General features: G+C 70.0%; 23 protein-coding genes and 1 pseudogene. 12 read left to right on the forward strand and 12 right to left on the reverse strand.

The window, feature by feature from the left end; genetic code table 11:
• Positions 1 to 168: 168 nt before the first annotated feature.
• Positions 169 to 1155, forward strand: a complete 987-nt coding sequence (locus tag ABZV00_RS29380) for an aldo/keto reductase (protein WP_355611996.1) — start codon at positions 169 to 171, stop codon at positions 1153 to 1155.
• A 31-nt stretch (positions 1156 to 1186) separates the two neighbouring features.
• Here the strand turns inward: ABZV00_RS29380 and ABZV00_RS29385 are convergent, their stop codons facing one another.
• The 3 genes from ABZV00_RS29385 to ABZV00_RS29395 are packed head-to-tail and all read right to left on the reverse strand — an operon-like array spanning position 1187 to position 4008.
• Positions 1187 to 1702, reverse strand: coding sequence for a GNAT family N-acetyltransferase (locus ABZV00_RS29385; RefSeq protein WP_355611999.1), 516 nt, complete (start codon positions 1700 to 1702; stop codon positions 1187 to 1189).
• Between the two features lie 3 nt (positions 1703 to 1705).
• Positions 1706 to 2122: a hypothetical protein gene (locus ABZV00_RS29390; protein ID WP_355612002.1), complete on the reverse strand. Its 417-nt coding sequence runs from the start codon at positions 2120 to 2122 to the stop codon at positions 1706 to 1708.
• 20 nt (positions 2123 to 2142) lie between these two features.
• On the reverse strand, positions 2143 to 4008 hold the full coding sequence (locus ABZV00_RS29395; RefSeq protein ID WP_355612005.1) for a hypothetical protein: 1866 nt from the start codon (positions 4006 to 4008) through the stop codon (positions 2143 to 2145).
• Between the two features lie 496 nt (positions 4009 to 4504).
• Between ABZV00_RS29395 and ABZV00_RS29400 the strand changes: the two genes are divergently transcribed.
• The 3 genes from ABZV00_RS29400 to ABZV00_RS29410 are packed head-to-tail and all read left to right on the forward strand — an operon-like array spanning position 4505 to position 6952.
• Positions 4505 to 5059, forward strand: coding sequence for an NAD(P)H-dependent oxidoreductase (locus ABZV00_RS29400; protein WP_355612008.1), 555 nt, complete (start codon positions 4505 to 4507; stop codon positions 5057 to 5059).
• A gap of 25 nt (positions 5060 to 5084) precedes the next feature.
• Positions 5085 to 6098 carry an ATP-binding cassette domain-containing protein gene (locus ABZV00_RS29405; RefSeq protein WP_355612011.1) on the forward strand — a complete coding sequence of 338 codons (1014 nt, stop codon included), beginning with the start codon at positions 5085 to 5087 and terminating at the stop codon, positions 6096 to 6098.
• Positions 6095 to 6952 (forward strand): ABC transporter permease, encoded by an 858-nt coding sequence (locus ABZV00_RS29410; RefSeq protein ID WP_355612014.1) that lies wholly within the window; start codon positions 6095 to 6097, stop codon positions 6950 to 6952. The genes ABZV00_RS29405 and ABZV00_RS29410 overlap by 4 nt, the downstream gene beginning before the upstream one ends.
• A gap of 84 nt (positions 6953 to 7036) precedes the next feature.
• Here ABZV00_RS29410 and ABZV00_RS29415 read toward each other — a convergent pair whose 3' ends face one another.
• Entirely contained in the window at positions 7037 to 7942 is a 906-nt protein-coding gene (locus ABZV00_RS29415; RefSeq protein WP_355612017.1) for an AraC family transcriptional regulator, read from the reverse strand.
• Positions 7943 to 8099: 157 nt separating this feature from the next.
• On the opposite strand from ABZV00_RS29415, the gene ABZV00_RS29420 reads away from it, so the two are divergent.
• Together ABZV00_RS29420 and ABZV00_RS29425 are read left to right on the forward strand one after the other, a co-directional pair.
• On the forward strand, positions 8100 to 8405 hold the full coding sequence (locus ABZV00_RS29420; RefSeq protein WP_355612020.1) for an antibiotic biosynthesis monooxygenase: 306 nt from the start codon (positions 8100 to 8102) through the stop codon (positions 8403 to 8405).
• Between the two features lie 49 nt (positions 8406 to 8454).
• The gene (locus ABZV00_RS29425; RefSeq protein ID WP_355612023.1) at positions 8455 to 9420 is read left to right on the forward strand and encodes an alpha/beta hydrolase; all 966 of its coding nucleotides are present in this window, start codon (positions 8455 to 8457) and stop codon (positions 9418 to 9420) included.
• A gap of 105 nt (positions 9421 to 9525) precedes the next feature.
• Here ABZV00_RS29425 and ABZV00_RS29430 read toward each other — a convergent pair whose 3' ends face one another.
• Complete coding sequence (locus tag ABZV00_RS29430) at positions 9526 to 12840, reverse strand: AAA family ATPase (protein WP_355612026.1); 3315 nt, start codon at positions 12838 to 12840, stop codon at positions 9526 to 9528.
• Positions 12841 to 13012: 172 nt separating this feature from the next.
• Here ABZV00_RS29430 and ABZV00_RS29435 point away from each other — a divergent pair, with 172 nt between their 5' ends.
• The gene (locus tag ABZV00_RS29435; RefSeq protein WP_355612029.1) at positions 13013 to 13465 is read left to right on the forward strand and encodes a helix-turn-helix domain-containing protein; all 453 of its coding nucleotides are present in this window, start codon (positions 13013 to 13015) and stop codon (positions 13463 to 13465) included.
• A complete protein-coding gene (locus ABZV00_RS29440) occupies positions 13458 to 13826 on the forward strand; it encodes a DUF4180 domain-containing protein (RefSeq protein ID WP_328423975.1) in 369 nt (122 codons plus the stop codon). Before ABZV00_RS29435 ends, ABZV00_RS29440 begins: the two co-directional genes overlap by 8 nt.
• 5 nt (positions 13827 to 13831) lie before the next feature.
• On the opposite strand, the pseudogene ABZV00_RS29445 reads toward ABZV00_RS29440, so the two are convergent.
• Positions 13832 to 14595 (reverse strand): annotated as a pseudogene (locus tag ABZV00_RS29445) (hypothetical protein).
• A 67-nt stretch (positions 14596 to 14662) separates the two neighbouring features.
• Here ABZV00_RS29445 and ABZV00_RS29450 point away from each other — a divergent pair.
• On the forward strand, positions 14663 to 15754 hold the full coding sequence (locus ABZV00_RS29450; RefSeq protein ID WP_355612032.1) for an XRE family transcriptional regulator: 1092 nt from the start codon (positions 14663 to 14665) through the stop codon (positions 15752 to 15754).
• Positions 15755 to 15793: 39 nt separating this feature from the next.
• Positions 15794 to 16309, forward strand: a complete 516-nt coding sequence (locus ABZV00_RS29455) for a hypothetical protein (RefSeq protein ID WP_355612035.1) — start codon at positions 15794 to 15796, stop codon at positions 16307 to 16309.
• A 415-nt stretch (positions 16310 to 16724) separates the two neighbouring features.
• Here the strand turns inward: ABZV00_RS29455 and ABZV00_RS29460 are convergent, their stop codons facing one another.
• The gene (locus ABZV00_RS29460; RefSeq protein WP_355612038.1) at positions 16725 to 17630 is read right to left on the reverse strand and encodes a hypothetical protein; all 906 of its coding nucleotides are present in this window, start codon (positions 17628 to 17630) and stop codon (positions 16725 to 16727) included.
• A 725-nt stretch (positions 17631 to 18355) separates the two neighbouring features.
• On the reverse strand, positions 18356 to 18745 hold the full coding sequence (locus ABZV00_RS29465; RefSeq protein ID WP_355612041.1) for a GIY-YIG nuclease family protein: 390 nt from the start codon (positions 18743 to 18745) through the stop codon (positions 18356 to 18358).
• Between the two features lie 372 nt (positions 18746 to 19117).
• Between ABZV00_RS29465 and ABZV00_RS29470 the strand changes: the two genes are divergently transcribed.
• Positions 19118 to 20086, forward strand: a complete 969-nt coding sequence (locus ABZV00_RS29470; RefSeq protein WP_355612043.1) for a DUF4268 domain-containing protein — start codon at positions 19118 to 19120, stop codon at positions 20084 to 20086.
• Between the two features lie 18 nt (positions 20087 to 20104).
• A complete protein-coding gene (locus ABZV00_RS29475; RefSeq protein ID WP_355612045.1) occupies positions 20105 to 21154 on the forward strand; it encodes a hypothetical protein in 1050 nt (349 codons plus the stop codon).
• 129 nt (positions 21155 to 21283) lie between these two features.
• Here ABZV00_RS29475 and ABZV00_RS29480 read toward each other — a convergent pair whose 3' ends face one another.
• Genes ABZV00_RS29480 through ABZV00_RS29495 form a run of 4 tightly spaced genes read right to left on the reverse strand, consistent with a single transcriptional unit; the run spans position 21284 to position 26050 of the window.
• Positions 21284 to 22606: an AAA domain-containing protein gene (locus ABZV00_RS29480; RefSeq protein WP_355612047.1), complete on the reverse strand. Its 1323-nt coding sequence runs from the start codon at positions 22604 to 22606 to the stop codon at positions 21284 to 21286.
• The gene (locus ABZV00_RS29485) at positions 22603 to 24117 is read right to left on the reverse strand and encodes a hypothetical protein (protein ID WP_355612050.1); all 1515 of its coding nucleotides are present in this window, start codon (positions 24115 to 24117) and stop codon (positions 22603 to 22605) included. The genes ABZV00_RS29480 and ABZV00_RS29485 overlap by 4 nt, the downstream gene beginning before the upstream one ends.
• Entirely contained in the window at positions 24114 to 25244 is a 1131-nt protein-coding gene (locus ABZV00_RS29490) for a hypothetical protein (RefSeq protein WP_355612053.1), read from the reverse strand. The genes ABZV00_RS29485 and ABZV00_RS29490 overlap by 4 nt, the downstream gene beginning before the upstream one ends.
• Positions 25241 to 26050: a hypothetical protein gene (locus tag ABZV00_RS29495; protein WP_355612056.1), complete on the reverse strand. Its 810-nt coding sequence runs from the start codon at positions 26048 to 26050 to the stop codon at positions 25241 to 25243. The genes ABZV00_RS29490 and ABZV00_RS29495 overlap by 4 nt, the downstream gene beginning before the upstream one ends.
• Between the last annotated feature and the right edge of the window lie 20 nt (positions 26051 to 26070).

Raw genomic sequence — 26070 nt, forward strand, 5'->3', positions numbered from 1 at the left:
CGTGAAGCGTCTAGACCGGCTCATCCGGTCAACGTCGCCCGGCAACGGACGACTGCCAATCAGGAGTCACGTTTGCTCACTGAAAGGTAACGGTTGACCTCGAGTGCGCTCCAACCGGCAGGGTGGCGGGCGGGCGCCCACCGGTAGGGCGCACGAGAGGAGATCCCCATGCGGTACCGCACGATCGGCACCGACCCGGCGACCCGGCGCGAGGTCAGCGTGCTCAGCCTCGGCGCGATGCTCTTCGGCAGCGCCACCGACGAGGCCACCTCGTACGCGATCCTCGACCGGTACGTCGAGGCCGGCGGCACCTTCATCGACACGTCTGGCAACTACGCGTTCTGGGTGGACGGCGGCCAGGGCGGGCAGAGCGAGGAGCTGCTCGGCCGGTGGCGGCGCAGCCGGGGCGTCGGCGCCGAGATCGTCATCGCCACCAAGGTCGGCGGCCGCCCGCTGGCTCCGGGGACCAGCTACCTGGACAACGCCGAGGGCTTGTCGGCCAAGGTGATCCGCGAGTCGGCGGAGCGCAGCCGGGACCGGCTCGGCGTGGAGCGGCTGGACCTGCTCTACGCGCACATCGAGGACCGCGCGGTGCCGCTGACGGAGACCGTGGAGGGCTTCGCCGAGCTGGTCGCCGAAGGGACGGTGGGCCTGCTGGGGGCGAGCAACCACCGGGCCTGGCGGGTCGAGCGGGCCCGTGCGCTGGCCGCCGCCGCCGGCCTGCCGGGGTACGAGGTGCTCCAGTACCACCGCAGCTACCTGCCGAACCGGACCGACCTGGCCAGCGACCTGGACCCGGACGGCGAGCCCGGCGGCGTCAGCGGCGACCTGCTGAGCTACCTGCGCGCCGAGCCCGAGCTGACCCTGGTGGCGTACTCGCCGCTGCTCAAGGGGGCGTTCACCCGGGCGGACAAGCCGCTCAGCGGGGCGTACGACCTGCCGAGCGCGCCGCGCCGGCTGGCCGCGCTGCGGGAGGTGGCCGGGCAGACCGGCGTGACGGTCAACCAGGTGGTGCTCGCCTGGTTGCTGGGCGGCGACCTGCCGTCGATCCCGCTGGTGGGCGCCTCCTCGGTGGCTCAGCTCGACGAGAGCCTGGCGGCGGTGGACCTGGAGCTGACCGCTGAGCAGCGGCACCGCCTCGACACCACCTGGTGACGGCGCCCTCGCGGTGACCGCCCCGCCGGCGTCAGCCCTCGGCCGGTGGGGCGGTTAGGTCGAGCTGCCAGTCGTTGGCGCGCATCATGTGTCCCGGCGGGTACTCGAAGCCGGTCTCGCCCAGCAGGGTGAAGCCGGCTTTGCGGCAGACCGCGTTCGAGGCGGGGTTGTCGACCGAGGGATAGGCGTGTGCGTAGCGGCGGGTCCGCCGGGCGCGGGCCACGTCGACGACCGCGCGCACCGCGGCGGTGGCCAGCCCCTGCCCCCGGTACGCGGGCAGCACCGCCCAGCCCATCTCGTACACCGGCTGCGCACGCCAGTCGCGGGCCCAGTAGCCGACGCTGCCCGCCCGCGCGCCGTCGGGCAGCACCAGGGTGAACATGCAGCCCTGCCCGCCGTCGGCGAAGTGCACGTAGCGGTCGTGCCGGGCGAGCACCTGCTCGTCGGTCTCCGGACCGCCGGTGTGCTTCCGCGTCTCCGGTGAGTTGAGCTGTCGCAGCAGGTCGAGGTCATCCTCGTGCCACGGCTCGATGCGTACCTTTGCCATTCCTCAACTGTGTCGCAGCCGAGCGACCCGCAGGGTCGCCTGGGCAAGTCGGTCGACCCGGTCGGCAAAACCCGTGCGCGGCCCGTCCTTGGGCTCAGCTATGGGGGCCGGCGCTTCGACGGAGCTCCCGGCGTCGCGGTCGCCTGAGGGTGTGACCGACAGGTTCGCCTCGTCGATCAACGCACGGGCGCGATCCTCGACCTGACGACGCTGCTGAGGCGACTCCCGGGCCTCCGCCCGGAGCGTCGACATGGTGAGTGACCAGGCCCGGTTGAGGCGCTGAGGATCGTCGAAGAGGCTCGTCTCCAACGGCGGCCCCGGGTCCACGTAACTGCTGGACGGCAACACCCAGACGGCGTCGTCGACGAGATACCGATCCTCGGGCTGACCCTCAGATTGTGGTGTGTCGGGTGTCGCCACAGGTTCTCCAGTCTCTCTCATCATCGCCATGCGAAGTCACCAGCACCAAGGTCTTCGCGCCTTATCAGGTCATTGAAGTGCACGAGCTTGAGCGCGAACCGGTAGCTGATATAGGTCAGGTTCAACGCCGAGACGATACAGAGCGTGATCCAACGCCAGTCAGTGATTCCAACGAAGGTCAGCGGGTCGGCGATGCTCCCCCCAGCGATCGGTGCCGGTGCGCTCGGTGGCGGGGAGCTGAGATACAGCACAACCGCGATCACCGAGACCACCCCGCTGACGACGAGTGACAGACGCGCAAGCAGTGAACCACCGACCAGCGCGTCCTTGTCCGACGAGAGGCCGAACCACGAGGCGGCCACTGCCGGCAACGCGAGCATCAGGGCCGGCAGACCTCCCACCTGGGTGCCCTGCGGGCTGTTCAGGAGGTTGCCGGCAACCGCGAGCAGGAGGGTGGTGGCCAGGGCGGTGATCGCCGCGCGGCCACGGGCACCGGGTGGCGTTTCTTTGAAGGTGGTGATCAGTTGCAGGTCTCGCAGTTTCGGCGCGGCCCTGGAATATCCCCGCATATAGACATGCACGAAGTTTTGCCCGCGCTTGCGACGAACTCGGAAATGGTGGTCGGTGACCCGGTCGTCGTCGGTCGCACTTCTCGTCTGGTCGAGCTCGTGCGCGCAGAGGTGTCTTTTGTTGTCGGGCTTCTTACCGGCCCGGTCCTCGTCGGCGGGGATCCCGACCGGCGCCCTGCCGCGCCACTGGCGAGTCAGCAGGACCCGGCAGTGCCGGCACTGCAGGTACTGCTTGATGACGTACTTGTTCGCCGGAGCGTTGACCCGCAGGTGGTAGCTCTCGGCGGTGAGCGCCAGCTCCACCGGTATCGCCACCTTGTCCGGCTTGAGACCGAGCCCGAGCCGGAGCAGCCCTCGCCAGCTCGTGGTCAGGGACGCCGGCACGAAGGTCCGCTCGTACTTGATCAGGAATCGCCCGCTGGATGCGTCAACCGTGGAGACAACGGCGACGATCGGGTACGACCAGCTGAGGGCCGCGACGTATTTGCGGACGCGCTCGCGGCTGTCGTCGTCGGGAAATTTGATCTCCTCGAGAATGACGTCCAACCGTCCGTGCACCTGACCGGTGTGCAGTGGCCCCCGGGTCGCCACGATCTGAAGCATGGCCAGCTCGGCCGCGCGCACGGGCTCGTCCAGGGTCTTCGGCGGGGAAGGCGCATCCTTGGCAGCGAAGATCTCCATCAGGATGAGCCGAAGCCCCGCCGCAGCCAGCTTGGTGGTCTCCTCGTAGGAGAGCGTCGGCAACGAACTGCCGCCGGCCGACTGGAGCTGGAAGTTGTCCACCAGCTCGCCCTTTATCGGCTGCAGGATCGGGATGTAGAGAGCCCTTCCGCCGTCCTCGGCGTCGGGCAGCGCGAACGAGATCGACACCTGCTGCCTTACCGCCCGCTCGTCGAGGTCGACGGTTTCCGCCAGCCGAGAGCGGGAGCGGGCCGGGTCGACGATGAGCTCCACGAACATCGTGATCGCCTTGCGGTCCTGCTCGCTGAGGCGCTCGGCCGCCGACGCCTGTAGGCGCTGCAACCACGGGACGTCGGGTTGTCCCGGGCGCTGCGCCACGGTCTTCTCCTCGCCCAGACGCTGCCGCAACCTCGAGAAGATCACCCCACCGAGGATGAGCGCTGCCGTCAGGCAGAGGGTTCGTGCGAGGCCCTCCAGCAGGTTGCCGTTGCGGACGAACCATTCGCCGTATGCATCGAGGCGGTGCCGGAGCCAACCTGTGCCGCCTGCGGCGGTGACGAGAACGGCGGCCGCCCCGGCGAAGGCAATGTTCATCATCATCTTTCGTACGGAGTGCGGCTCGTCCATGACCATCACGCTCCCCGCCTTGCGACAGCGATGAGTACCCGAGGGGGTACACGCTGCTACAGCACCACGAACCATGTCGAAGTCCCGACCAAATAGGACAGCTCGCAATGTTTAGGAAGAGACTCGTGTGACGGAGAACACTGTGACCTGCCGTTGTGGGTACGGGCGCTAAATGTCGACAGATCTACACCGCTAATACTTGTTACCACACCGTGATGCGACCTCACCGGAACGGTCACCCCTGCCTGCCCGCGCCGCCAGGAAACGGACAAACATCGGGCCTCGTTACTCAATGGAATGGCCGCAACACTGTCATCTGGCCGACTGGATGCACTGGTCAGAGGGCTGATACAGCCGGACGGCCAGCATCGGTCGTCGACTTCGGTTGGGGCATCAGGGCACCATTGGCGACAAGGAGTCCGCGCCCGCTAGGTCGGATCTAGCGGGCCGCCGGCCGTCCCCTCGCGCCTGACTGGTGAAAGTCCGGGGGCCGGGAGGGGAAACGATGACACCGCTCAGGATCGCCGTGATCGTCGGCAGCACCCGCGAGGGGCGGGCGGGGGACAGAGTCGCCCGCTGGTTCGTCGATCAGGCCGAGCGGCACGACGACCTCACGGTGACGGTCGTTGACCTCAGCGAGTACGACTTCCCGGCCAGCTATCCGGCCGAGCCGACCGCGTCCATCCGGGCGTTCGTCCGCGAGGTCGGCCGGGCGGAGGCGTTCGTCGTGGTCACCCCCGAGTACAACCACAGCTTCCCGGCACCCTTGAAACAGGCGATCGACTACGCGTACGACGAGTGGCAGGCCAAACCGGTCGGCTTCGTGTCGTACGGATGCCGGTCCACCGGCCTGCACGCGGTCGACCAACTGCGCACCGTCTTCACGGCGCTGCACGCGATGACGGTGCGCGACGTCGTCGGGATCGACCTGCTCGCCGGTGAACCGACGCCGCAATGCACCGACGAACTGCGCCGGGACACCCGCGTCCTGCTCGACCAGCTCCGCTGGTGGGGTCTGGCGTTGCGCGACGGCCGCGCCGCCCGGCCGTACGCCTCCTGAAAACGTCTGACGAAAGGTAAGGATCATGAGTAGACGCACCACCGGCCTGGCCATCGAGGCCGAGGGGCTCACCCGCTCGTTCGGGGACACCCGGGCGTTGGCCGGCATCGACCTCCAGGTGCCCGCCGGCACCGTCTACGGCCTGCTCGGCCCGAACGGGGCGGGCAAGACCACCGCGGTCCGGGTGCTCGCGACGCTGCTGCGACCCGATGGCGGCAAGGCGCGGGTCTTCGGGCACGACGTGGTCACCGAGGCCGACGCCGTCCGCAGCCGGGTCAGCCTCACCGGCCAGTACGCCTCCGTCGACGAGGACCTGACCGGTACGGAGAACCTGGTGCTCCTCGCCCGCCTGCTCGGCCTGCGCAAGCCGGCAGCCCGCGAGCGCGCGGCGGCCCTGCTCGCCGCGTTCGGCCTGACCGAGGCGAGCGACCGCCAGGTGAAGAAGTACTCGGGTGGGATGCGGCGGCGCATCGACATCGCCGCCAGCATCCTCAACACCCCCGACCTGCTCTTTCTCGACGAGCCGACGACCGGTCTCGACCCGCGCAGCCGCAACCAGGTGTGGGAGATCGTGCGGGCGGTGGTGGCACACGGCACCACGGTGCTGTTGACCACCCAGTACCTGGACGAGGCCGACCAGCTCGCCGGGCGGATCGCGGTCGTCGACCACGGCCGGGTGATCGCGGAGGGCACCCCGGGCGAGCTGAAGTCGTCGATCGGCTCCGGCACCGTCCACCTGCGACTGCGGGACCCCGGCCAGCGGCCCGAGGCGGAGAAGGTGCTCCAGGCGGCACTCGGCGTACCGGTGCAGCTCGAAGCCGATCCGGTCGCGTTGGTTGCTCGGGTCGGCGAGGCCGGCAGCGACCTCGACGCCAGCGCGCAGGCCGCCCTCGCGCTCGGCGACCTGGCCCGCGCCGGCATCGTCGTCGACGACTTCTCCCTCGGCCAGCCCAGCCTGGACGAGGTCTTCCTGGCCCTGACCGACCACCCCGCCGTGCCCGCCGACGAGCGGGACGACCAGCTGGAGGCAGCCCGATGAGCGAGGCCACCACCACCACGACCGAACGGGCGCCGTCCGTCTACGTCCCGTCCGCCGAGGCGCTGGCGACCGTGCTCGCGCCCGGTGCACGACCGCCCCGGCCGAGCGCGCTGGGCGCGTCGCTGATCTTCGGCTGGCGGGCCATGCTGAAGATCAAGCACGTGCCGGAGCAGCTCTTCGACGTGACCGCGTTCCCGATCATCATGGTGCTGATGTTCACGTACCTGTTCGGCGGCGCCCTCGCCGACAGCCCGCGCGACTACCTGCAGTTCTTCCTGCCCGGCATCATGGTCACCAGCGTCGTGATGATCACCATGTACACCGGCGTCGGCCTCAACACCGACATCGAGAAGGGCATCTTCGATCGGTTCCGGACGCTGCCGGTCTGGCGGCCGGCCGCCCTGGTCGGCATGATCTTCGGCGACGTGCTGCGGTACATCCTCGCCTCCCTGGTGATCCTCGGCGTCGGGCTGGCGCTCGGGTTCCGTCCCGACGGTGGGGTGGGCGGCGTCGCCGCCGGGATCGGGCTGCTGGTGGTCTTCTCGTTCGCGTTCTCCTGGGTGTGGACGTTCTTCGGGCTGGTCCTGCGCAGCGAGAAGTCGGTGATGGGCGTCAGCATGATGGTGCTGTTCCCGTTGACGTTCCTGAGCAACGTCTTCGTCGAGCCGAGCACCATGCCCGGCTGGCTCCAGGCGTTCGTGAACGTCAACCCGGTGACGCAGCTGGTGGCCGCGGTCCGCGCGGCCATGTCCGGCTCGTCGGATGCGTCCGCCACGATGTGGCTGCTGGCGTGGAGCGTCGGGTTCGTGGTCGTCTTCGGCACGCTCACCATGTACCGCTACAACCGCCGCTGACCCTGCTCTGATCGACGGGCGCCGCCACCGACGTGGCGGCGCCCGTCGTCGGTCGTCTGACCGCCGGGGTGTGTCCGCCGGAGGTCAGACGACCGCCGGCACATCGGTGCGGGTGATGCCGTGCAGGCGGGCGGCGTCCTGGCTGGGAGGCGCGCCGAACTGGCGACGATATTCGCGGCTGAACTGCGACGGGCTCTCGTAGCCGACGCGGATGCCCACCCCGGTGACGTCGTTGGGGTGCGTGGCGAGAAGGAGCCGCGCCTCCTGCAACCGAATCTGCTTCTGGAACTGGATTGGGCTCATGGCGGTCACGGCCTGGAAGTTGCGGTAGAACGCCGACACGCTCATCCCCGACAGCCGCGCCAGATCCTCCACCCGGAACGGCTGCGCATAGTGATCGCGGATCCACCGGACCGCCCGGGCGACGTGACTGAGGCTGCTGTCGGCCAAACCGAGTTGCCGGACGGCGGCACCCTGCTCGCCGGCGAGCAGCAGCCACAGGATCTCCCGTTTGATCAGGGGCGCGAGCACCCTGACGTCCCGCGGCCGGTCCAGCAGCCGAAGCAGCCGGATCACCGCGTCGCCGAGTTCGTCGGGAGCGTCGCTGACCACCATCCCCGACGGCGTCCCGCCGGTCACGGGCGGGAGATCGCCCGGTGCCGCCTGCAACAGCAACTCCGCGACCGTGGCCGGGTGCAGCACCAGCCCGAACCCGAGAGCCGGCGAGTCGGCACTGGCCTGGGTGAAGTGGCCGGTGACCGGCAGATCGACCGACGCGACAAGGTACTGGCCGGCGCGGTACTCGTACACGCGGTCGCCCAGCGCCATCCGTTTGGCGCCCTGGGCGATGAGTGCCAGCACGGTGCCCGACATCGACGTGGTCGGCGCGGTCTGGTGCTCGACCTTCGAAATCAGCACCCCGTCGATGGCGGTGCTCATGTCCGGCCGGGCGTGGCGGGCCAGCAACGCCCGCAGCTCTTCGAGGTCCACGGCCCGATTGAAGCACAAGGCCAATACTCGCCACAACAGTAGGATCAGGCAAGAGGCCGAGAGCATCTGTCTAACGTTTTCCCTGGTGGCGATGCTTCCATTGGAGTGTCAATTTCCCACGAGCTGATCGCAGCTCGATGATTGAGGAGACACTTCGATGACTGCCCAGCACGGGTTCCAGGCCACCATGACCGCCCAGCCGGGAAAGGCCGACGAGCTGATCAAGCTGTTGCTCGACGCGCCGTCCCTGCCCCACGACGACTGCCTCGTCTTCCTGGTGTCCCGCTCGGCTTCCGACCCCGACGTCGTCCACGTCATCGAAGGCTGGACCAGCGCCGAGGCGCACACCGCGTTCTTCGGCGGCGAGCAGGCGCAGGCCCTGGTCGCGAAGCTTCAGCCGCTGCTGGCCGGCGAGTCGACGTACACCGACGCGGTGCCGGTTGGCGGCAAGGCGACCTTCTAAACCGGCGACCACACCCAGCACCCCGACCCTGATCAGCGAGAGGACCCTGATGAACACCCCCCGACCGGGCATCGACCCCGAGTTGCTCGTGCCCCTGGCCGAACTGCCGCCCATGCCACCCCTGGGCCCCGAGACGATCGAGCAGCTGCGCCACTTCCCCCAACCGCCGATCGAGACCCACCTGGAAGGCCGCGCGGTGAAGCGGCGCGAGGTCACCGTCCCGGCCGGTGACGGAACTCAGATCCCGCTGTCCATCTTCAGCCCCACCGATCGTGCCGCTGGAGCGCCCTGCGTGTACTGGATCCACGGCGGCGGGATGATGTGGGGCGACCGCTTCTCGAACATCGACGTCCCGCTGGAATGGCTCGACCTGTTCGGCGCCGTCGTGGTCTCCGTGGATTACCGGCTGGCCCCGGAAGCAAGTGGCGAGACCCTGGTCGACGACTGCTACCACGGCCTGCTCTGGGTGGCCGAGAACGCCGCAGACCTCGGCATCGACCCCGCCCGCATCCTCGTAGCCGGTGCCAGCGCCGGAGGTGGCCTCGCGGCAGGGGTGACGCTCATGGCCCGCGACCTCGGCACCCCGGTCATCGCCGCCCAGTTGCTGTCGTGCCCCATGCTCGACCACCGCAACACCACCACCTCCAGCCGTCAGTACAGCGGGCTGGACGGCGTATGGACCCGAGAGATGAACGAATTCGGCTGGCGCAGCGGCCTTGGTGAGCACACCGGCGAGAACGTCTCCGCGTACGTCTCACCCGCGCTGGCCGACGACCTGTCCGGCCTGCCGACCACCTACATCGACGCCGGGACCGCCGAGGTCTTCCGCGACGAGGACGTCACCTACGCGACCCGGATCTGGGCCGCCGGCGGCCAGGCGGAGTTGCACCTGTGGGCCGGTGGCTTCCACGGATTCTCGGCGCTGTTCCCGCATGTCCGCGTCTCGGCCGCGGCCCGGCGTACCCAGGCCGACTGGCTCGCCCGGGTCCTGAACCCCAGCCCTGACAAGGGCTGAGCCGGACCCACGGCCGGCGCCGATCGGGCATTGCGCCGGCCGTGGATACCCGCGTCAGTCGCGGCATCCCGGCCCTCGGATGGCCGGGTCCATGCCTCACGGTCGTCAGAGCCGCCAGCGCAGCGGCTGGGTCGGCAGGTAGCGGCAGGTGCTGCCGGTCGAGACGGCTTCGCGCAGGTGGCTGGCGAGCGCCGGGTGCCGCTCGTCGAGCTTGCGCAGTGTGTCCCGGATCCGTGCGGTGACCGTCTTGCGCGCCCGCTCGGCCTCGTCGCCCAGCCGCCGACTCCGGCCGGCCAGCCCGGCAGCCGCACGCAGCTCGTCGAGCAGCGCGCCGCGCTCGGCGTCCAACTCGGCCACCTTCTGGTCGTCGTCGCGCACGGCAGCCCGGTCGATCTCCTCGTCGAGGCGCGCCAGGTGCCGTCGGTAGCGGGCCTTCGCCTCGTCGTCGAGGACCGGGTCGCCACCCATCCGGCGGGCGGCGACCAACTCCGGCCCGGCCGCCGGGTCGAGCAGCTCGACCGCCGGGACGTCACTGCCCGGCCGGCTCAGCAGCAGGTGCAGGTCGTGCAGCCCCTTGGCGTCGGGCAGGTGTACGACGGCACCGGCGTAGGCGAGTTGCCAGACCGGCCCGTCGCGGCGGAACTCGTACTCCTCGACCGGCGCTCCGGCCGGCGGGACCTGGCGCGACCCGATGGCCTGGCCTGCCCCGGCGGCCTGGTCCGGCTTGACGACCTGGCGCGGCGCGACGGCCTGACCCGACCCGATGACCTGGCCTGGATTGGCAACGTCGGTGGGTGCCGGGCCGCCGAGCCGGTCGAGCACCTGCGCCATGCCGAGCGCGGTGGCCTCCCGGGCTGTGGCGGCGCGCAGTGCGGCGACCGTCGCGGCGTCGCCCGGCTGGTCACGGCGGGCCAGGGCGGTCGCCAGCCCGGCGTTGGCGATGAGCGCCCAGGGCCGGGCGCCCATCCGGTCGGCCGCGTCGCGGGCCGCCGTGAAACCGGCGATGGCGTCGTCCCAGCGCTCCTGCGCGGCGTCGACCACCGCCAGCCAGTGGTCGACGGGACCGCTGATGTCACAGCCGAAGAGCCCCACCATCCACTCTCCACGGTGTGGGGTCAGCGCGGCTCGTGCGTCGTCGCAGCGCTGCGGGTCGCGGGACGCCGCGGCAGCCTGCGCGCGCAGCCGCAGCCACAGCGGCGACACCGGACGCGGGTACCGGATGTCGGCGGCCTCGATACCGGCGGTCAGCCGGACCGCCGTTTCGTCGTCACCGCGCTCCGCCGCGGTGATCGCCAGCAGGAGATCCCGGTAGGGGTAGTCGGCGGGACCCAACCCGTTCAGCAGGGTGCCGGCCTCCTCGAACCGGCCCTGCAGCAATAGCCGGGACCAACGCAGGTGATGGCCCATGAACGCGAACTCGGCGTGGCCCGGGTCGGCGACGTCGGTGAGGACGGTGAAACGCTCGTCGGCCTCGACGAAGTCACCCCGGAACGCCGCGATGATCCCACCGTCCACGGCTGCCGCCATCCGAGGTCGGGCCAGGCCGTCCTGCTCGCTCGCGGTGACGAAGGTGGTGAGCTCCTCGACGAAGCGGGGGTCGCCGAGCTCCAGCAGCGCCACCCAGCGCAGCGAGGTGGCCCACAGCTCGGTCTCCCGGTCGCCGGTGCGGCGGGCCACGTCCCGGATCTCGGCGGTCAGCGCCGCCCGTGCACCAGCGGTGCCCAAGCCCCAGGTGGTGTCGTGGCGGGCCCACAGGCTGAAGGTGAGCGTCTCGTCGTCCCGGCCCCGGCGGGCGATCGTCTCGGTGGCGGTGATCAGGTCGGCGATCAACGTGCCGACCGACGCGGTGCCATCCGGCTCGCCGATCAGCCTCCGGTACGCCTCCCGCAGCAGCTCCACCCCGTCGACCGAGCGCCCAATCTCCACCTGGCGGGTGCGGTTGACGGTGAGAGCGACGCGGGCCAGCAGGACCGGGTCGTCGAGCGTGCGGGCCAGCGTTGCGGCCTCGGCGAGCAACTGCCCGGCCTCTTCCCGGCCGGCGTGGTGGTAGCGCAGCTGACCGAACTCGACCAGGATCCGGACCCGCTGTGCCCGGTCCTCGACGACCTCCAGCGCCCGGCCGAAGTGCACCCTCGCCTCGTCGGTGGCGAGCCGGGAAGACGCATCCCGTGCCGCGGTTACCAGCAGCTCGGTGGCCCGGGCCCGGTCGAACGCCGGGCCGGCCAGGTAGGCGTGGCGGGCCAGGTCGGCCGGGATCAACCGCTCGGTGAGCTCTGCCAGAGCGTCGACCGCCCGGACGACGTCGGCATGCCGGGCCCGACGGTCCTCCTCGGTGAGCCCGTCGTAGAGCGTCTCCCGGACCAGGTCGTGGGCGAAGGCGAAGCGGCCGCCACCCCGGGCGACCACCAGTCGGGCGGTCACCGCCCGGTCGAGCAGCCGGTCGACCTGCGCCGCCGGCGCCGCCACGCTGGCCGCCAGGACCTGACGGTGAAACTCCCGGCCCAACACGGCGGCGACCGTGAGCGCCTCGACGACGGCCGTGGGCAACTGGGCCAGCCGACGCCGGACCGCCTCCCGTACGCCGGGTGCGATCGTGCCTCCCGCACCATCGGCGCGCCACAGCCGGGCGGTCTGCTCGATGAAGAACGGATTGCCCCCGGTACGGCGGTGCACCTCGTCGACCAGACCGGCGTCGGGCTCCCGCCCGGCGGTACGCGCCATCAGCGCGGCCACCTCGTCCCGTGACAGGCCGGTGAGGGTGATGGTGGTCGCCTTCGTGACCAGCGGCATCAGCAGCGGGCGCAACGGGTGCTCGCCCGACTCGACCTCCGCGTCGCGGTAGGTGCCGATCAGCAGCAGCCGTTCGAACCAGGTGTGCTGCGCGGCGAACCCCAGCAGCCGCAGCGAGGCCGGGTCGGCCCAGTGCAGGTCGTCGAGGACGACCACGACCGGCCGCTCCTGGGAGACCGCGACCAGCGCGGCGGTCACCGCGTCGTACAGGGCGAAAGCCTCGCGGTCGCCGATGTCCCCGCCCGTGTCAACGCCGGCCCAGCTCGCGGTGCGGCCGGCCTGCTCGCTGCTGGTATCGGCCTCGCCGAGCAGGGCCGCGAGAGCCGGCTCCGCGGCCGAACGCGCCACCGCCCAGTCGTCGGCGGAGCGTTGCAGACCGCGCAGCACCTGCACCCACGGCCAGTAGCCGGGGGCGCTGTCGGAATCCCAGCAGGCGGCACCGAGCACCAGCGCGCCGCGTTGCCGGGCCTCCCGGGCCGCCGCCGTGACCAGGGTCGTCTTGCCGATGCCCGGCTCGCCGGTGACCAGGACGAGACCGCCGTGGCTGGTAGCGGCCCGATCCAGCTCAGCGCGCAGCAGACCCGCGGGATGATCCCGCCCGATGATGGCGTCGCCGAGCCGCGCGTCCATGGTTTCCAGACGGTACTGGAACCGTCCGACAACGGTCGGCTGCTTTCCGGGTCGTTGCTGAGGCCGCCGTCGACGGCGGCGCTGGTGTTCCGCAGGCGCCTCTGGAGCTGATGCCGTTGGGCGCACTCCCCATCACTCCCTAACCTTCCCTGTTGAGGTAGGGTAGGGAGTGATGAAGGAAGACATGTACTCGGTAGAGCAGGTCGCCGACCGGCTCGACCTGCACGTGCGCACGGTGCGGGGCTACATCCGGTCCGGCCGGCTGAGGGCGGTGCGGATCGGCAAGCAGTACCGCATCTCCGCCAGCGACCTCGACGCGTTCACCGGGCAGACCCGCACCGCCACCACGACCGCCGGACCGGCGGAGGTGTCGAGCATCATGCAGGTCGACGGCGTCGACCGGGCCGCCGCCGACCGACTCGGCACGCTCATGCTCGCCAGCGCCAACACTGGCCATGACCCGGCCAACCCGCTACGGGTGCAGACCGTGCACGACGAGGAGCGGCACCGCTTGAAGATCATCATCCTGGGCGATCCCGCCGCCACCGCCGAGCTGCTGCACCTGCTCGACGCCGTACTCAACGCCGACAACGGCCTGTTCGACCGGGAGGTCAACGATGCCTGACGAGGTCCAGGAACGCGTCGGCGTGCAGGTGCTGGTCTGCGACCCGGCCGGCCCGCCGATAGCCACCGAACAGGACGCGCTGGACCTGATCGGCGCAGCCTTCCTCGGCGCCCAGGTGGTGGCCATGCCGGCCAGCCGGTTCGACGAACGCTTCTTCTCGCTGGGCACCCGCTTCGCCGGCGAGGTGATGCAGAAGTTCGTGAACTACCGGCTGCGGCTGGCCGTGGTCGGCGACATCTCGGCTCACCTGGCGGAGAGCTCGGCGCTGCGCGCCCTGGTGCACGAGTCGAACCGGGCCGACCACATCTGGTTCGTCCCCGACCTCGACGCCCTCGACGCACGCCTCCGCGCTGTGTCGTAGCCGCCTCAGCGGTTGTCGCCGACGGCCATCTCGACCGCGTCCGGTTCAATGCCTCTGGCCTGCGCCTGCTCGGCCGCCCACCGCAGATACGCCAGCCATTCCTCGGACGACCAGCCGTTTCGGCGACCGACGCCGGCCTCGGCGGGGATGTGGCTGGCGACCACGCGGTCGAGGATCAGCGGCTGCACACCGACCGCCCCTCGCCGGTAGCCGACGAAGTAGAGGATCTTCGTGAACAAGCCCGCCCCAACCACGGCAGGCGAGCGTGGTTGGGGTCGCGGAAGCGGCGGTACGCCGTACGCAGCGCGTCCTCATCTGGAGCTGACGCGGACACCTCTTCAAGGGCGTGGGCCAGGCGCCGGCCCTCCGGATCGGCGTCGACAGACTTCGCGGCGCGCCACGGCCCGTACCCGATGGGTCCGTAGCCCCACATCAGCACGGCGGTCAGCAGTTGCCGAGGGCTTGCGGAACCCGCCCGGTAGGCATCGGACACCGCGAAGACGTCACGCCGCCAGATGTCGCCGCTCAACGGGAAGTTGTCAGGCCACGCGTCCGGTGGCAACGCCGCCCGCCACGGTCCGGATGGACGGTGATCGGAGCCTGTACCCCCGGCAACGTCAATTCGCCGGCCATCGTCATGACTGCCTCCCTCGAATCGCGGAGCAACCCGCCGCAGGCAGGCATCTCCTCGCCCGAACGCTAGGGCTGGGCACTCCCACACGCTGACCGCTGACGCCATATCGGGGTATCGAGGGGCGTGAACCACCATCCGATCTCGCAAACGTTAATTAGCTGCGGTGGAGACGCGGAGCAGAAGGGCGTGCGATTATCGCACCATGACCGAAACCGGCGACTGGACGACGGTCGGCGAGCAGGTACGCCAGACCCGGCTCGGGGCTGGCCTCTCCCAGGCCGAACTGGGTGCTCAGCTCGGCCTGGATCGCACCATGATCGCTAAAATCGAGTCGGGTGTCCGGCGTGTGGACGCATTGGAACTCATCCGGCTCGCGGCCGCACTCGACGTACCCATCGACCATCTGCTTGAGCGACGACCCGCGGTGATCTCGCGCCGCTCGGAACTTCTCGCCGAGGACAACGACACGGACGTGGCGAGGCGTTCTCAACGGCTGGAGATCACGCTCGCCTCCTGGCTCAGGGACGTCCGTCAACTCCTTGACGCCGGCACCCTCACCCTCGTCAACCCCGTTCGATACGAGGGCAGCGTCACCTCCGACGAGGATGCCCGCGCCGCTACTCAATGGCTGCGCGACATCCGCGGTATCGGCACAGAGCCCATCGACACCCTGATGGGGTTCTGCGAACGCAGCGGCCAGTACGTCCTCGTCAGCGACCTGCCCGGCGAAGGCGCATCGATGGTGGACGGGGACCTGGCGGTGTCGGTCGTCAGCGGCGAGGGAGATCCCGGAAGACGTCGAGCTACCGCAGCCCACGAACTGGGCCACCTGGTGTTGGGCGACGAATACTCCAGCGATCTGGCCGTGCACGTGTCCCGCGCCGACCGCGAAAGCCTGATCAACGCTTTCGCCGCCGAACTCCTCCTCCCGGTCGCCGCGTTCGGAGATGTCAGCAACCGGCCAGCCTCTCGCGAAGAGATGATCCGGCTCACCGCGCACTACCGAACATCGTGGTCGCTGGCGCTACGCCAGGCGGAACGAGCTGGGTGGCTCGATATGACATCGGCCCGCTGGAGCCGAACCACGCCAACCCGGGCGGAGATCATGGACGCGGTCGGCTGGGCGCCCCAGCCAGATCTGGACGCCATTCGCGTACCGCCGGGTTACTCACATGCCGTCATGGAGGCATGGCGTCGGCATCTCGTATCGGACGCCCGCGCGGTCGAACTCCTGCATGGCCAAATCGGACTGGACGATCTGCCCGCGCGCGATGAGACAGACCTGACACCGTGAGCCCCGCAGCTCGGGACAGCGAGCCCCGTGCTGGCGGACATGTTTGTCGGAAGGCGTGCCGCTACCACCGCCGTCGTACTCGACGAGCTTCGTACCAGTGCCGAGCGGGAGCCCGCTCTCACGGCGGCACTGAGGCTGGCCTGGATCGACGTCATCGCACTCGACACGATCGCCGAGATCCATTGCTTCTCGGATTGGGTACGCCGCATCGGCGCCGACAGACGAGACGTCGGCGAGGCGAGCGTCTTCGCTGCGGCGGAGATGCACGGCGGTACGGCAGTCACGGACGACCGCACCGCCACCAGGGTCGCCCGCGCCTACGGCCTGGAGGTGCACGGCACCATATGGCTTCTCGCGGATAGATGCCGGTCCGGCAGGCTCACAGAAGTCAACGCCGGTGCCATCATCGACGCACTACGCGAGACACAGCATCGACTGCCGTGCACCGGGGCGGAGTTCCCCTCATACGCGCGCAAGGCCGGGCTGCTCCAGCTCAGCCGGTCCCCCTACATTCCGGGCCCGACGCGGCCACCGACTATTCACCAGGTCGAGTAGCTCGTCCACCGGACACCCGCGCCCGCCGACTGGGTTGCCCAACTGGTGTTTGTCGAGCTGCTCTGCCCGCCACCACGGCCCCGACCGGGCTCAGGACTAGCCGCCGAGCGACCGGGTACGCGCGGTGCATGGGTAGCCACAAGCAGAACAAACACGACAGCGGCGGCGAGTCGGCACGAGGCCGGCGGCATCCGGGCAGCGGCGCTCCGGGCCGCCAGGGCTCGCCCATGGAGCACTCGCCCGACCAACGGCACCGCCGTACCGCGACCGGCTCCGCCGGAACTGAGCGCGACCAAGGCCGCTCCACGGTCGCCCGGGAGGGGCGGGTGCACCGCCAGGGCGGCTCCTGACCTGACACGTCACCGGTGCAGCCGCCCCGCGAATGCGCGCGGCGGCTGCACCGGATGAGTGGTTACTACGCCGTCGCGCAGATGGCGTACGCAGTGTCGGACCAGTTCCCGGCGAACGCGTCCTCCTCGTACGCACCCGAGGCGGCCGACGTCGGCGCGGTGGCCGGACCACCGTTGGGGCGGAAGTCGTCCACGATGCCCTCGCCGGTGACCCCGTTCAACTCGTAGCCAGCCCCGGTCATCACCTTCCCGATCGGGCAGGTCGCGACGACGCTGCGGAAGTCGAGGGAGTTGCTGGTGCCCACCGTGGACGCGCGCACCAGGCCCGGCAGCGGGTTGGCGCAGATCGCGTACGCGGTCGCGGACCAGTTCAGGGCGGTGGCGTCCGCCTCGTAGGCGCCGACGGTGACCGAGGTCGGCGCCGCGGCGACACCTCCGTTGGGGCGGAAGTCGTCGACGACACCCTCGCCGGTCACGCCATTCAACTCGTAGCCCGTACCGGTCAGCACCTTCCCGACCGGGCAGGTCGCCGTGGTGCTGTGGAAGTCGGCGGAGTCGCTGACGCTGGTCGTGGAGACCCGCACCAGACCCGGCACCGGGTTGGCACAGATCGCGTACGCCGTCACCGACCAGTTGCCGGCGAACGCCTCCGTCTCGTACGCGCCCACGGTGACCGCCGTCGGCGCGGCGGCCGGGCCGCCGTTGGGGCGCAGGTCGTCGACGATGCCCTCGCCGGTCACACCGTTCAACTCGTAGCCCGTACCAGTCAGCACCTTCCCGGCCGGGCAGGTCGCCCTGGCGCTGTGGAAGTCGGCCGAGTTGCTGACGCTGGTCACGGAGACCCTCACCAGACCGGGGACCGCGGCGGACGCCGGGCTCGCCGGGGCGAGCACCGCTCCGGCCACGACAAGACTGAGCACGAGTACGGACGCTCGGGCACCGAACCGCCGGGCTTGTTTCTTGGTACGCATGTGTTTCTCCCGTCTGAGACCTGGGCGGCGGGTGTTACGACGCCGACGCCCAGGCCGTTCGTGATGACGGGTTGACGGTAGGTAGTCGTCTGACCAGGCATTATCTCCAAACCGACTACGTCATGTAACGGACCGCATGAACCCCAGCCAAGGAATCCGCTACAGGTGGCGGCAATGTGTATAGAGTTTCCTTGTGGGGTCGGAGGAAAGATCAGAAACCGGGCGCACCACCGAAACCGTCTTCGCGATCATCGACCTACGCGTGCATTAGGCCAAACCCGCCCACCTGGCCAATTGGACCCGCGACCATTGGTCGGTCGAAACCAAAGTCCACTGGGTCCGCGACGTGACCTACGGCGAAGACCGCTCCCAGATCCGCACCGGCACCGGGCCTCAGGTCATTTGCCGCCCTCCGCAACGCCGCCATCGGCGCCATCTGCACCGCCGGCATCACCAACATCGCCGCCGCCAACCGCCACCACGCCCCCGACAGCCGCCGAGGCGGCCAGCACCGGGGTGAGTGGGTTGGCCAGCTGGCTGGCCCTACTCGGCATCACCTGAGGACTTTGCCGGGACCTGCCCAGCTCGGGAACGTCGGCCGGCGAGAGCCAATGCCACCGACTCGGCAGGCACGGCGGCGGAGCGTGTCGGCGCGGCGGGCGGCAAACAGGCCTGAAGGCCCAGTGGCCCTGCCTCGGCCGGCAGCGGAAGAGGACGCCGCGTCTTCAGCGGCGCGGCTTCGGTACCTGCCGATTGAAGCGGGGATTGAGATCCAGGACCAGGGCTTCCTTCGTACCCTTCGGGTCGTTGGTCTCCTGCCAGCGGATCTCGCACCGGCCCAGCCAGTCGCCGATGTCGGCGGCGGACGCTTCGTGGCCGGGCTTGTCGAGCAGCTGGCCGACCTGCTCGTGCAGCACCGATGAGTCGCGGTTTCCCGTCACGTGCTGCCGGAGGCGGTTGCGCAGGTTCCCGGTGTAGCCGACGTAGACGACCGTGCCGCGATCGAGGACCACGTGCACGCCGGGCGCGTGAGGAGCGCCGGCGGCGGCATCCATTGTGTACGGCTTGGGAGCGGTAAAGCCGCCGAGCAAGTCGTCGAGCGTGGTGTCGGGCATTCCCGGACGCTACCGGCACGGGCCCTCCCCCCGCGGTCCCGCACGATCCGGGGGCCCGTGGCGCGGGTCGGGATCGCCCGCCGCACTCCGAGCCGGGCACCGCACAAGACCCGGCGGCGGAAGTGCTGCCGGCTCTTCTCACTGAGGGTGGTCTCGCCGAAGTCGAGGGCGGCAACCTGACCGAGAGACTCACACAGCGCCACAACCAGGTCCCGGACGGCGTTGACGCTGGTCAGCCTGGTGGGCAGGTGGTTGATCCGGGCGGGTGCTGTAACAGTCCCGCCGGTCACGCAGTGGTGATCGACCGGCCAGCTTGAGAGCATCCCCGACTGGGGCAGCGCCCGCCTGCTGGAGACCGATACGGTCTGCGACATGACGACAGTGGACACGACAAACGGTCTACCCGCGCTGGGCAAGCTCGACAGCGTCGAGGTCCGCGACGTCTGGAAGCACGAGGCGCACACCTTCACTCCGTGGCTGCTCGCCAACGCCGAGGTTCTCGGTGATGTGCTGGGAATGGAGCTGGCACTTTCGGCCGCGGAGCACCCGGTGGGCGGTTTTTCGCTGGACCTCATCGGCATCGACGAGGCGACCAACGAGACGGTGATCATCGAGAACCAGCTGGAGAGAACGGACCACAACCATCTGGGCCAACTTCTCACCTACGCGGGCGGGACCGACCCAGTGAACGTGGTGTGGATCGCGACCAGCTTCCGGGAGGAGCATCGCGCGGCCCTGGACTGGTTGAACATCAGGACTGACGAGAACACCCGCTTTTTCGGCATCGAGATCAGCGCCGTACGCATTGGCCAGTCGGTTCCCGCACCGCTCATGCGCTTGGTCGTGCAGCCCAACGACTGGGGCAAGAGGGTACGGGCGAGCACCCACGACGCCGCGACGAGCGGCCGCAACCAGGCCTACCAGTCGTTCTGGACCACGCTTTTGGCGGCTATGGGGGAGCGCCAGCTCCAGTGGACCTCCTCAACCAAGGGGTATCCGCAGAACTGGTACTCGTTGCCGAGCGGCATGAGCGGTGTGTCCTACGCCTGCACGTTCGGGCGCGCCCGGTTGTCCAGCGAGATCTTCTTCCAGCACCCCGATCCGGCCGTCAATGACACTCGCTTCGCGGCGGCACAGTCGAAGCTCGAACCGGTCTACCCGGCGACCCTGTCCTTCGAGCCACTGACCGGCAGGAAGGGGTGCCGAATCGCCGAATATCGAGAAGGCGACATCGGGAACACCGACGAGTGGGACGACTACGTCGAGTGGTTCATCGCTGCTCAGCTCCGCCTCCGCCAAGCGGTGGCCGCCGCTGGCGGCCTGCCCTCCCTCATTTCCTAGGCACACTAAGGAGGACGCATGCCGCTGTACGAGATCCATGGGGACCGGCTACGCCGGCATGACGCCGGACGGTTCGCGGCTCTCGGCATCTACGAGCGTAACGATTTGCAGCGGCTTCTCCGCGACGACATCGCTGTGCTCAGCCCGGACCTGCTCGTCATCGCTGAGGAGTTCGGGAACTGGGAGGATTCCCGCCGTCGCATCGACCTGCTCGCAGTGGACAAGGCCGGGCACCTGGTGGTCATCGAGCTGAAGCGGACCGACGACGGCGGCCACATGGAGCTGCAAGCTCTGCGGTACGCCGCGATGGTGTCCGCGATGAGCTTCGACGAGGTTGTCGCCGCCTTTGAGGTGCACCTGTCGAAGGTGCGACCGGATGCGGATGTCAACGCGCGGACCGAGCTCATCAGCTGGCTGGACCTGAGCGACAGCGACGACGCACCGATCATCTCCTCCGACGTGCGAATCTTGCTCGTCTCGGCGGACTTCGGCCGGGAACTCACTACCGCGGTGCTGTGGCTGAACCGCTTCGAGGGCATGGACGTGCGTTGTGTCCGGCTGATTCCTTACGAGATCGATGGGCGGGTCCTGCTGGACATCCAGCAGGTCATCCCGCTCCCCGAGGCCGCCGATTATCAGATCCGGGTGGGCCGAAAGGTCACCGAGCAGGAGCGGCGCAGCACCGACGGCCGGGAGTGGACGCGCTACCACATCATCGTGGATGGTCAGGTACTGCCGGACGAGAACAAGCGCCGTACGGTGCGGCTGATGATCGAGAAGCTGGTAGATCGTGGGGTGACTGCCGCGGCCATTGGGAAGGTCCTCACTCCAGGGCGCTTCCGGCCTCTCGAGGGAGAGCACCACAGTGACGAGGAGGTTCAGGCCGCGCTAGCTGAGCAGTACCCCGGGGTGGAGGTCAGCCGCTGGTTCACCGGTCAGGCGATGGTCGAGGACGGCATGACCTGGGTGGTGCGCAAAATGTGGGGACGCAACACCGAGCCAACCCTCTCTGCCCTGCGGGACGCGTTCCCCGCAGCCGGAGTCAGTTTCCAGCGAGCAAACCTTTGATCCGGCTGGGGACAAAAGCCACCCTGTGATCGGCATCCTCGTGACCCGTGCTCGCCGAACCCTCGCACCGACGTCCCTCGTCAGCAGCCTCGTTCTACGCCCATGATCTATTGCAGCGGATCGCCACCGTCAGCTCTTTGCTCGGTGGGCCAACAAATGAGCCAGGACGGACTGGTTGGCCTCCCAGCCGTCGGGGAACTTGACAGGGGCGTTGAGGTGCACCGGCTCTGTCGAGGGATGGGCGTCGAGCAGCTCAACGATCCCCGCCCGCGCCACCACGATGCATGCCTGCCGGTGCCGGGAAGTCAGAACGCAGAGCCGCCCCGACTCCAGGTGGAACGCGGTCGCGTCCCGCCGCCCCGACAGCGGGTGCAGCACGATCGTCACGTCGTACTCGCGGCCCTGGAGTCGGTTGGCCGTGTCGACGGTGATGCCCGCTCCCGCCTCACTGAGTTGCGCGCGGATGGCCGCGACCTGGTCGCGGTGCGCGGCACCGACGGCGATCCGGTCTGCGGTGACCGGCGCGCCGCCCGGCTCGCGTTCCGAGACGGCGACTGCTCCCCGCTCCAACACCCGCCGCGCCAACGCCGCACAGGCAGTTGCCGCCTCCGCGTCCGTCCGGAGGGTGTGCCGTGCCGGCAGCTCATACAGCGCCCACCCGGTCGACGCGGCCATCTCTACGGTCGCGTCCACCGGACCGTGACCGAACCCCGAGGTAGCGAACGACAGCGACCGCTCGCCGGCGGTCGTGCCGGCTTGGAAACCGGTGAACGGGTAGAACGCCTCGGCCACCACCGGCGCCGCCGAGGGCGGCAGTCGCCAGGACACCGGCAGCCGGTGCACCGGCAGCTCCGGGTTGTGCCGTAGCAGCGCCGCCACCGCCGACTGCATCGGATCCCAGGTCAGGCCAGTCCACCGCTCGGTCTCGACGGTAGAGAACGGATCTAGTTGGCCGGGGTCGCCGACGAACAGGGCCCGCTCGAATCTGGCGGCAACGCGCAGCAGGGCATCGGACCGCATCTGGTAGGCCTCGTCGACGATCGCCCAGGGCCAGCAACCTTCCGACACCATCGACCACTTCGCGGCCGTACCGATGATGACGGAGGGGCCGCCCAGGTCGGCGACCTTGGCGGCGACCCGGACCGTCCCGTACTGCTTGATCCGCTCGCTCGCCGTGTAGTCGTTCGCCGAGAGCCGGCCGATGTGCAGGTCCGGCGCCTTCTGGGCGAGCCGGTCGACCAGGTCGTCGACCTGCTCGTTGGTCTGCGCGATGACGATCAGCGGCTCGCCGGCCCGGGCCAGCTCGATGGCGGCGCGTACCACGAGGGTCGACTTGCCGGCCCCGGGCGGCGAGTCAACCACCACGCCGAGATGCTTGCCGGAGCGCAGATCGGCCAGGACGTCGGTGATCACCTGCTCCGCCTGCTCCGCAGGGGTACTGAAGCCGGTCATGACCACTCCTCGCGTGCGTCCTCGGCGGTCGGAGCACCGTCGTCGAAGGGTGCGGGCGGTCCGCCGTGTGTCCACGGCGTCTCCTCCCGCGTCGGGAAGGCGCCGGCCGGGAAGAACGTGTCGGTGAGCGTGGTGTAGCAGAGCCGCTCCCCCACCCCAGGCACGCTGCCCGGCGGCGGGGTCAGCGACGACCCCATTCCGCCGGCGAGCTCCAGCACCACCTCGGCGCTGCCGTCGTCGTTGCGGGCCATCGAGACGACCGTCGCCTTCTGGTTGCCGGGCCGGTCCGGCGAGAACAGCTTCGTACCCGGGGTGACCAGCACGGGGTCGGCCGTGGTGACCGTGATCCAGGGGCGCAGGACCCGCTTCTTGCCGCTGCTGTCCACCCGGGTCGGGTCGGCCGCGGTCACCTCGCCGACGAACGCCTCGCCGGTGAGCCGGTAGTCGGCCATCACCATCGGATCGTCGTAGGCGCGCTGCACGTCGTACGACGCCTGGGCCCGTTCGAGCCGGTGCAGCCGCTTGGCCGCCGCCACCGCTCCGTCCCGGCGGGCCTGCGGAAAACCGCCCCCGTCGACGTACTCAGTGAAGTTGGTGAAGGCGTCGCGGTCCTCAGCCCAGCGCCCGGCGACCCGGGACCCGACGGGCAACTCGCGGAGCAGCGACACTCCCTGCCACATCAGCCGCCAGGTCGGCTCGAGCTGCGACCGCAGGAGGTCCTCCAGCTCGGCGCGTCTCCGGTCGACCAGCGAGTCGGTGCTGACCGCCCGCTGGTACGCGGTCATCGCCGGCGCCAGGACCTCGTTGTCGAAGCTGGGGTCGGTGGTCGGGCCAGGCGGCGGCCAGGTTACAGGGTCCTCGGCGGCGGCCGCCGCCTGTGCGCCGGTCAGGCCGTCCGGCGGTGCGATCCATGCCAGGAGCGCGGCGAGCTGGGCGTCCTCGAGCGGGCTCTGACCGGTCGCCCAGTGCAGGGTCAGCGCCCGCGTCATCGCGACGAGCGAGCAGGAGCCGGGATGTTCGGCCCGCTCGGCGAAGTAGGTCAGCCAGCGGCCGAGCAGCGGCACCGACGGGTGCAGCGGGTAGTCGCCGTCGGTGCGCCGGAACCGGGTGGAGCGGCCGAAGAGGCGGGTGAAGCCGGCGCCGCCCGGGTTGGGCAGGAGCAGTTGGGGCGCGTCGGCGTACCGGATGCGGATGTCCTTGCCCCGATTCACCGACACCGCCTCCAGCTCACCGCGGAAGCTGTCGATGTACGGCAGGACGACAGCGGCCAGCTCGGCGGCGAAGGCGAAGCGCTGATCCCGGTTCCGCGGCTGCGGCACGATCAGCAGCGTCGGGGCGTCCGGGTCGTCGCCGACCATCGCGGCGAGCGGCGCGTTCGCCTCACCGGCCATGGTCAGCGGGATGAAGACCAGGGGCCGCTCGGCGACGTGCACGTGGCGGACCAGGGTGGCCCGCTGCGCGCGGCCTTCGACAACGGCTTCGGCGCGCGCCAGGGTGGTGAGGGTGGTCATCCGGCCACCCCGCTGATCAGCTCGGCCCGCAGTCGGGCGGCGGCCCGCAGCAGTTCCGCGGCCTCGTGCTGGTCCGCGGCGGGCGCCCGCTGGTCACGGGCGATAGCGAGGGCCGTCTCCACCCGGTCGATGCCGCCCATCTCCTCCAGAGCCGCCTTGCCGAGGGCGCCGGTGCAGCCCCGGGCCTCGTGCCGGCAGAGGTACGCCAGCTCGCAGCTGGCCAGGCACTCCGGCGAGTACCGGGCCTCGACCTCTTCAAGGGCGGCGATGAGCGAGGCGGGCGAGCGGGTGGGCACGCCCTTGTCGTCGGGCGCCAGGTCGAAGGTCAGGTCGGCGGGCAACTCGGCGAGCAGGGCGTCGACGCGGGTCATCCGGGTGAGCTGCCGGCGTACCACGGCGAGTTGCTTGCGCACGTCGACCCGGACGGCCATCGGCTGGTTGGAGAAGTCCCGGGGGCAGACCAGGACCACGTCGTGGGACACGACCTCCGGGTCGTAGCCGGCCTCACCGAGCATCTCCCGCATGGCGAGCACGTAGACGGCGGCCTGGGTGGCTGCGGCGGCTACCTTGCCGGAGTCGGCCTGCCCGTCGATGACGGCGAACGACTTGATCTCGACGACGTGGAAGAGGCCGTCGTGCTGGAACGCGATCAGGTCGGGTTCCAGGTAGGCCTGCTGACCGGCGACCTCGAGCCGCAGCAGCGGGTGGTCGAAGAGCGTGCCAGCGCCGTCTGCCTGGGCCGCGGCCCGAGTCAGCAGGGCCTTCGCTCGGGAGTAGCGCACGTCCTGGCTCTCCCGGCCCGCCACCGATTCGAGGTCGTCGTAGGACACCTCAGGGACGCTCAGGTCGAGCAGGTCGCGGAGCAGGCTGAGCAGCTCGGCGCAGCCGTTGGCCTTGACCTGCGCCTCGAAGACGTTGCCGCGGATGATGGCGAACTGCGACTGGCCGAACCGGGCGGGGTAGTCGACGTACGCGGCGAGGCGCTGCTTGTCGACCCCGGCGCAGTCCAGAACGGCGCGGCGGGCGCAGCCCGGGTTGCCGGTGAGGGCAGCGATGGTGCGGGCGTTGTGCCGGGCGGGCTCGACGCCGCCCCGGATCGCGGCCAGCCGCTGGCTGGTGCTGCTCATGCCAACCCCCTGATGACCCTCAGCCGGCTACCGAAGAGTTGTTCCGCCTCGTCGAGCTGGGCTCGCGCGCGGTCCGCCGCAGCGACGCGCTTCACCCGGTCGGCGTCGGCGTGCACCTCCAGCTCGGCATGAGCGGCCTTGATGACGATCGCCGGGTCCGCGGCCTCGTGCCCGTCGACCGCGCCGGGGATGCTGGTGGCGAACCGGCGCAGCAGGCGGGCCACCGTGAGGGTCCGCTCCGGCATGCGCCCGACCTGCTCGGCGACCTTGATGGCGGCAGTCAGGAAGTCCACCCGGGGGCTGAGCGGGCCGATGATGCGCCGCTCCAGCGGCCAGGTTGACACGCCGAGCAGGCCACGGGCCGGCGCGAGGTGCTCGGCGGTCAGCGCCGAACAGAGGTAGTAGGGCCGAGAGTGCCGCGCGGTGCGAAACGAGCGTTCCTCGTCGCGTCGCAGGTGGGTCAGCTTGGCTGCGGCGAGGCCAGGACCGGCGGCGCCGAAAAAGGCGTTGTGCACCTCGGCGATGAGCTTCGGCGCGGTGGGAGCGGACAGGAGCGTGAGAGCGTGGTGGACCTGATCGCGCACCGACACCAGTGGCGCCTCACTCGCCGTTGGCTGACCGGCGTCCGGCGTGTCGTCAGCCAGGTCGGTGAGGGCCCGCTCCCAATCGCGCTCGGCGGACCTTAGCTCGGCGCGCAGGGCCCGGGCTCGGGCCTGGTCGCGTGCCACGACCGCCCGCCGGACCGCCGCCCGCAGGTCATCGATCCGACGTTCGAGGTTCTCTATGGACTCAGCCACATCGAGCATGCTACAAGTTCCAGTGTTTC

This window comes from Micromonospora sp. NPDC005173 (assembly GCF_040608515.1).
Classification (GTDB): Bacteria; Actinomycetota; Actinomycetes; order Mycobacteriales; family Micromonosporaceae; genus Micromonospora.

Coding starts and splice junctions, on each gene's coding strand:
- ABZV00_RS29420 (WP_355612020.1), top strand. CDS start 8,100: ATGACTGCCCAGCACGGGTTCCAGGCCACCATGACCGCCCAGCCGGGA.
- ABZV00_RS29425 (WP_355612023.1), top strand. CDS start 8,455: ATGAACACCCCCCGACCGGGCATCGACCCCGAGTTGCTCGTGCCCCTG.
- ABZV00_RS29380 (WP_355611996.1), top strand. CDS start 169: ATGCGGTACCGCACGATCGGCACCGACCCGGCGACCCGGCGCGAGGTC.
- ABZV00_RS29465 (WP_355612041.1), bottom strand. CDS start 18,745: ATGCCCGACACCACGCTCGACGACTTGCTCGGCGGCTTTACCGCTCCC.
- ABZV00_RS29455 (WP_355612035.1), top strand. CDS start 15,794: ATGTTTGTCGGAAGGCGTGCCGCTACCACCGCCGTCGTACTCGACGAG.
- ABZV00_RS29435 (WP_355612029.1), top strand. CDS start 13,013: ATGAAGGAAGACATGTACTCGGTAGAGCAGGTCGCCGACCGGCTCGAC.
- ABZV00_RS29405 (WP_355612011.1), top strand. CDS start 5,085: ATGAGTAGACGCACCACCGGCCTGGCCATCGAGGCCGAGGGGCTCACC.
- ABZV00_RS29470 (WP_355612043.1), top strand. CDS start 19,118: ATGACGACAGTGGACACGACAAACGGTCTACCCGCGCTGGGCAAGCTC.
- ABZV00_RS29460 (WP_355612038.1), bottom strand. CDS start 17,630: ATGCGTACCAAGAAACAAGCCCGGCGGTTCGGTGCCCGAGCGTCCGTA.
- ABZV00_RS29475 (WP_355612045.1), top strand. CDS start 20,105: ATGCCGCTGTACGAGATCCATGGGGACCGGCTACGCCGGCATGACGCC.
- ABZV00_RS29430 (WP_355612026.1), bottom strand. CDS start 12,840: ATGGACGCGCGGCTCGGCGACGCCATCATCGGGCGGGATCATCCCGCG.
- ABZV00_RS29450 (WP_355612032.1), top strand. CDS start 14,663: ATGACCGAAACCGGCGACTGGACGACGGTCGGCGAGCAGGTACGCCAG.
- ABZV00_RS29485 (WP_355612050.1), bottom strand. CDS start 24,117: ATGACCACCCTCACCACCCTGGCGCGCGCCGAAGCCGTTGTCGAAGGC.
- ABZV00_RS29385 (WP_355611999.1), bottom strand. CDS start 1,702: ATGGCAAAGGTACGCATCGAGCCGTGGCACGAGGATGACCTCGACCTG.
- ABZV00_RS29495 (WP_355612056.1), bottom strand. CDS start 26,050: ATGCTCGATGTGGCTGAGTCCATAGAGAACCTCGAACGTCGGATCGAT.
- ABZV00_RS29490 (WP_355612053.1), bottom strand. CDS start 25,244: ATGAGCAGCACCAGCCAGCGGCTGGCCGCGATCCGGGGCGGCGTCGAG.
- ABZV00_RS29440 (WP_328423975.1), top strand. CDS start 13,458: ATGCCTGACGAGGTCCAGGAACGCGTCGGCGTGCAGGTGCTGGTCTGC.
- ABZV00_RS29400 (WP_355612008.1), top strand. CDS start 4,505: ATGACACCGCTCAGGATCGCCGTGATCGTCGGCAGCACCCGCGAGGGG.
- ABZV00_RS29410 (WP_355612014.1), top strand. CDS start 6,095: ATGAGCGAGGCCACCACCACCACGACCGAACGGGCGCCGTCCGTCTAC.
- ABZV00_RS29480 (WP_355612047.1), bottom strand. CDS start 22,606: ATGACCGGCTTCAGTACCCCTGCGGAGCAGGCGGAGCAGGTGATCACC.